6 protein-coding genes are annotated in these 5,674 nt (G+C 71.5%); 5 read left to right on the top strand and 1 reads right to left on the bottom strand.

The genetic code is table 11. The features are described 5' to 3' along the window. Positions 1-1,096: type VI secretion protein (locus ACFW9O_RS36535; RefSeq protein ID WP_384615485.1), on the top strand; the 1,096-nt coding region annotated here is incomplete at its 5' end. Between the two features lie 10 nt (positions 1,097-1,106). On the opposite strand, the gene ACFW9O_RS36530 is transcribed toward ACFW9O_RS36535, so the two are convergent. Beyond that, on the bottom strand, positions 1,107-1,658 hold the full coding sequence (locus tag ACFW9O_RS36530) for a GNAT family N-acetyltransferase (RefSeq protein WP_384615482.1): 552 nt from the start codon (positions 1,656-1,658) through the stop codon (positions 1,107-1,109). Between the two features lie 212 nt (positions 1,659-1,870). Between ACFW9O_RS36530 and ACFW9O_RS36525 the strand changes: the two genes are divergently transcribed. The 4 genes from ACFW9O_RS36525 to ACFW9O_RS36510 are packed head-to-tail and all read left to right on the top strand — an operon-like array spanning position 1,871 to position 5,550. Next, positions 1,871-2,809 (top strand): ATP-binding cassette domain-containing protein, encoded by a 939-nt coding sequence (locus ACFW9O_RS36525; protein ID WP_384615480.1) that lies wholly within the window; start codon positions 1,871-1,873, stop codon positions 2,807-2,809. Continuing rightward, positions 2,806-3,597, top strand: a complete 792-nt coding sequence (locus ACFW9O_RS36520; protein WP_384615478.1) for an ABC transporter permease — start codon at positions 2,806-2,808, stop codon at positions 3,595-3,597. The genes ACFW9O_RS36525 and ACFW9O_RS36520 overlap by 4 nt, the downstream gene beginning before the upstream one ends. A 31-nt stretch (positions 3,598-3,628) precedes the next feature. Next, the gene (locus tag ACFW9O_RS36515) at positions 3,629-4,888 is read left to right on the top strand and encodes a sensor histidine kinase (protein WP_384615476.1); all 1,260 of its coding nucleotides are present in this window, start codon (positions 3,629-3,631) and stop codon (positions 4,886-4,888) included. Then, entirely contained in the window at positions 4,885-5,550 is a 666-nt protein-coding gene (locus tag ACFW9O_RS36510; protein ID WP_384615473.1) for a response regulator, read from the top strand. The genes ACFW9O_RS36515 and ACFW9O_RS36510 overlap by 4 nt, the downstream gene beginning before the upstream one ends. Positions 5,551-5,674: the final 124 nt, after the last annotated feature.

The following is a 5,674-nucleotide window of genomic DNA, read 5'->3' as shown; positions in this document are numbered from 1 at the left end:
CACGTACGAGCCCTCACGCGAGGCCGTTCGTCACACGGAACCCGGGCCCGAGCCGGTACGCCCCGTCGCACCGGCCCCCGTGTTCGTCGAGGCGGCCCCCGCCCCCGTACGCGAGTACGAGCGCGAGCCCGCTCCCGCGCCCGTCCCCTCCCCCCGCACTCCCCTCCTCGTCTACGGCACCGCCGCGACCCGCCGCCCCACCGTCGTCCAGGCCATCCGGGAAGCCGACGGCCCGGCTCTCGTCATCACGTCCGACCCCACGGTCTGGGCCGAGACGAAGGACGCCCGCAGCAAGCTCGGCCCGGTCCTCGTCTACGACCCGGGCCATCTCTGCGACACCCCGGCTCGCCTCCACTGGGCCCCCACCGCCGGCTGCGAGGACCCCGCCACCGCAGCCGCCCGGGCCGCCGCCCTCCTCGCCCCGGTCCGCCCGTCGGCGAGGGCAGACAGCTCCATGGCCGACACCGCCGAAACGCTTCTGCAGTGCTGGCTGCACGCCGCGGCCGTGGACGGCCGTCCCTTCCGCCAGGTCCACCGCTGGGCCTCCGGAGGCAGCGCCCATGAACCGGTGCGCCTGCTCCGTACCCACCCCAGGGCCGCTTCCGGACTCGCCGGACTGCTGGAGTCGGCGCTCACCGCGTACCCCGAACGCCGCGAGAGTGCACAGGAACTGACCGTACGGGCCTTCGCGGCACTCTCCTCGGTCCACATCCGCGAGGCCTGCACACCCAACCGATCCGATTCGCTCGTACTGGAATCTTTTGCGCGTGAGGGGGGAACGCTCTTTGTGGTCGGCGAACCCATCGAGGATCCCCGCCACCGTCCCGGTGCGATGCCCCTGCTCACCGCACTCGCCTCACACGTGGTCGAGCACGGCCGCCGCATGGCCGCACGGTCAACCGACGGTCGGCTCGACCCACCAATGACCCTCGTCCTCGACGACGTCGCAGCCGTGGCTCCGCTTCCCCAGCTCCCGGAGCTGCTGTCGACCGGCGAGGACCAGGGGATGCCGACCCTGGTCCTGCTCCGCTCGCAGGAACAGGGCCGGGCCCGCTGGGCACAGGGACTGCAGCTCCCCGGCACCGGCATCCGCTGAGCCCACCTCCCTAGGCCCGCTCGATCACGAACTCCAGTTCACGCGCGGCCGGATCGTCCGGCGCGGGCACGGTGCGCCCCGACGGCACGAACCCGAACCTCCGGTAGAACGCAGCCGCCCGGGGGTTGTGCTCGTGGACGTACAGCCGCACCCGCTCGACACGGGGCGCGGACAGCGACCAGGCCCAGTCGACAGCCGCCCCGAACAGCGCGTCGGCCACCCCGCCGCCCCGCGCCTCGGGCCGCACGAACACCCCGACCACATGCGCCTGGTCGACCTCGGCAGCCTCCCCGAAGCGCACCTCCTGCGCGGGCCGCTCCACGAGCACCGACGCGGTACCCACCCACCGGCCGTCGGGGGCCTCGGCGACGAACTGCCGGACCTGCACACCGTCGGCGGCATCCGTCGTCCGCTGCTGCCAGAACGTGTCGGGCATGGCCACGGCATGCTCGTAGGTCTCCGCGAAGGCGACCGAAGCGACGGGATCCTGCAGGGCGGCCAGCCGGATCTCCCTGGCCAGGGGCCAGTCCTCGGCCCTCACCGCTCGTATGACGTGTTCCATCCGGCGATGGTGCCCCGCCTCATGCGTCCAGGCAAACGGGATACCGCCGTCACCTCAGCCGTCCGGCGTGAAGGCGTTCCCGGCCCGCAGGACGAGCTCCTCGGACGCCGGCTCCGGCCTGCCCGCACGTCGTACCCCGGTACTACACCGGGATCCGCGTCCCGCCCCCGGACGGACGACCCACCGGCCGCCCGCTCCGTAGCGTCGGCCGCATGATCAGGGCTTACGAACTCAGCAAACGCTACGGAGACACCACCGTCGTCCAGGACCTCGACTTCACGGTCCGGCCCGGCACCGTCACCGGCTTCCTCGGCCCCAACGGCGCCGGGAAGTCCACCACCATGCGCATGCTCCTCGGCCTGGACGCCCCCACCCGCGGCCGTTCGACCATCGGCGGGCGCGCGTACGCCACCCACAGCGCACCCCTCACCGAAGTCGGCGCCCTGCTGGAGGCCCGATCCGTCCACCCCGGCCGGACCGCCTTCAACCACCTCATGGCACTCGCCCACACCCACGGCATCCCGCGCGGCCGCGTCGAACACGTCCTCGACCTGGCCGGCCTGACCGCGGTCGCCCACAAACGGGTCAAGGGCTTCTCGCTCGGCATGGGCCAACGGCTCGGCATCGCCGCCGCACTCCTCGGCGACCCCGCCACCCTCATCCTGGACGAGCCCGTCAACGGCCTCGACCCGGAGGGCGTGCTCTGGATCCGCACCCTGCTCAAGTCCCTGGCCGCACAGGGCCGCACGGTGTTCGTCTCCTCGCACCTGATGAGCGAGACGGCCCTCACCGCGGACCACCTGGTCATCATCGGACGCGGCCGGCTCCTCGCGGACACCACGGTCGCCGACTTCGTGGCCACGGCGGGCGGAGCCTCCGTCAAGGTCGTCACCCCCCAGGCCCCGGCGTTGCGCGCACTCCTCGGGGGACCCGGCATCGACATCACCCACACCACGGGCGCGGAACCCGGACACCTGGAGGTCCGCGGCACCGACGCGGCACACATCGGCCGCCTCGCCGCCGCACACTCCATTCCGCTGTACGAACTCACCCCGCACACAGCCTCCTTGGAGCAGGCCTTCATGGACCTCACCCAGGAGTCGGTCGAGTACCGGATCACCGCCCCCGAACCGACGGGAGTCCCCGCATGACCACCGCCCCCGCCACCACCCAGGCGTACCGCGTCACCCCGGCCCGGGTCCTGCGCTCCGAAGCGCACAAGCTCCGGACCCTGCGCTCCACCTGGATCACCCTGGGCTCCGCCGCCGCCCTCGTCCTGTCCGTCGGCATCATCATGGGCGCGACCTACACGTCCGACGGCGGCGACTCCGACGTCGACACCGTCATCCTGGTCCTCTTCGGCTCCACACTCGGCACGCTCTGCACGGTGGTGCTCGGCATCCTGGTCACCGCGGGCGAGTACTCGACCGGCATGATCCGCGCCTCGCTCGCCGCCGTACCCACCAGACTTCCCGTCCTGTGGGCCAAGGCGGCCGTCTTCACCGTCACCGTCTTCACCGTCATGGCCGGCGCCGCACTCATCACCTTCGCCACAGCCCAGCTCTTCCTCGACGACACCGACCAGGCCACCTCCCTCACCGAACCTGCCGTGCTCGGCGCGGTGCTCGGCAACGCCGCCGGAACCACGTTCCTGAGCCTGATCGCCCTGGGGCTCGGCGCCCTGATCCGCTCGGTACCGGGCGCGATCGGCGCCTTCATCGGAGGCGTGATGGTCCTTCCGGAGGTCCTGACCATGCTCCCGTACGACGCGGTCGAAACCGCCGTCCGCTACTTCCCCACCCAGGCCGCGGGCGTCCTCGGCTCCTCCACCCCGCTCCCCGACGCCGCGCCCGTCGGCGGAGCCCTGCTCGCCCTCGTGCTGTGGTGCGCGGCAACCCTCGGATCGGCAGCCCTGCTCCTACGACGCCGCGACGCATGACGCCCGGGAGACCCGAGGCGAGGATGTACGAGTGACGGACGACAAAGACACGAACCGGCCGGCGGGCCCCACCCCGCTCACCGGGCACATCCAGCGCCTGCTCCAGCGCATCCGCGCGTACGACCGGCGCCGGCCCGCCGTCTGGAACGGGCTGACCGCCGCGTTCTGGGTGCTGTTCGCCGTACTCGACATCTCGTCAGGCGGCTGGCGCACCGTCGCCGTCGACCCGGACGTGCCCGCGCCGCTGGTCCTCACGATGAGCGTGGCGTTCTCCGCCCCGCTGCTGTGGCGCCGAAGCCACCCCCTGGCCGTGCTCGTGTTCATGGCCCCGTTCTCCCTGATCAACGTCTGGACCGGGGCGGTCATCCAGGCCGCCTTCCTCCAGGAGATCCTGGTCTTCAACATCGCCGTGCGGCTGCCGATGCGCGCCCTGGCCTGGTCGGGCGCCATCGTCATCGCCCCTCTCGTGATCGCCTCGGGCCATTTCCCGGACGGCTGGGACAGGCTCTTCCTCCCGCATCTCTGGGCGTTCGCGTTCGCGGCCCTGCTCGGCATCGTGGTCCGTACGCGCAAGGAGTACACCGAGGCCCTCGTCGACCGCGCCAACCGCCTGGAGCTCGAACGCGACCAGCAGGCCCGCCTCGCGGCAGCCGCCGAACGCACCCGGATCGCCCGGGAGATGCACGACATCATCGGCCACAACCTGTCCGTCATCACGGGTCTCGCCGACGGCGGCTCCTACGCCGCGGCCAAGAGCCCCGAACGGGCCGCCCAGGCCCTGGACGCCATCGGAACGACGAGCCGTCAGGCCCTCGCCGAACTCCGCCGGCTGCTCGGTGTCCTGCGTGACCACCCCTCCGAGGCCGACCGCACCCCGCAGCCCACCCTGGACGACATGGACGCCCTGCTCACAGGTGTACGGCGAGCAGGGCTCCCGGTACGTCTGCACCGCCGCGGCACACCGCCGCCCGAAGCACTCACCGCAGGCAGGCAACTGACGGTCTACCGGGTGGTGCAGGAGGCCCTCACTAACACGCTGAAACACGCCGGCACACACCCGGGCCTCGCCGCGGAGGTCACCCTGACCTACCGGGCGACGGAGCTGGAAGCCCTGATCACCGACAACGGAACCCCGCGACACGAACCCGTCCCGCTCGACGGCACCGCGCAGGGAATCACCGGGATGCGCGAACGCGCTTCCCTCTACGACGGCACACTCGAAGCCGGCCCGCCCACCACATCCGGCTGGCAGGTACGGCTCCGGCTCCCTCTGGAGGACTCCCCCTCGTGACAACCGTGCTCATCGCCGACGACCAGGCGATGCAACGCTTCGGCTTCCGCATGCTGTTGGAGAGCCAGGACGACATGACGGTCGTCGGCGAAGCCGCCAACGGCCACGAGGCCCTCCAACTCGTCGCCCGGCATCAGCCGGACGTCGCTCTGATGGACATCCGGATGCCCCTGCTGGACGGCATCGAGGCCACCCGTCGCATCGTCAGGGCCGGCGCCCCGACCCGCGTCCTGATCGTCACCACGTTCGACCTGGACCGGTACGCGTACGACGGGCTGCGTGCAGGCGCCAGTGGCTTCCTGGTCAAGGACGCCCTGCCGGAGGAACTCCTCTCCGGCATCCGGGCCGTGGCCGGCGGTGACGCGGTGGTCGCCCCGAGCCTGACCCGCCGGCTCCTGGACGCGTATGTACAACATCTGCCGTCCGCCCCCGGCGGACCCGCCACCCAGGACCCACGGATCGCCGCACTCACCGGACGGGAAAGGGAAATCCTCACCGTCATCGGGCAGGGCTGGAGCAATACGGAGATCGCCGGACGGCTCCACCTCGCCGAATCGACCGTGAAGACGCACGTCTCGCGCATCCTCGCGAAGACGGGAGCGAGGGACCGCGTCCAGGCGGTCATCCTGGCCTACGACACGCACTTGGTGACCCCGGCCTGACCACCCGTAAGGGGTCGTGAACAGGTTTTGAACGCAGAAAAGCCCCGTGCCACAAGGGCACGGGGCTTTCCCGGAATAATTGTTCGGCGGCGTCCTACTCTCCCACAGGGTCCCCCCTGCAGTA

Source organism: Streptomyces sp. NPDC059499 (genome assembly GCF_042749285.1).
In the GTDB taxonomy this organism is placed as follows: domain Bacteria; phylum Actinomycetota; class Actinomycetes; order Streptomycetales; family Streptomycetaceae; genus Streptomyces.
This window is presented reverse-complemented; position numbering and strand designations above follow the sequence as displayed.

Excerpts from the sequence above, each read along its gene's own strand:
- ACFW9O_RS36530 (WP_384615482.1), bottom strand. The coding sequence starts at position 1,658 with ATGGAACACGTCATACGAGCGGTGAGGGCCGAGGACTGGCCCCTGGCC.
- ACFW9O_RS36520 (WP_384615478.1), top strand. The coding sequence starts at position 2,806 with ATGACCACCGCCCCCGCCACCACCCAGGCGTACCGCGTCACCCCGGCC.
- ACFW9O_RS36525 (WP_384615480.1), top strand. The coding sequence starts at position 1,871 with ATGATCAGGGCTTACGAACTCAGCAAACGCTACGGAGACACCACCGTC.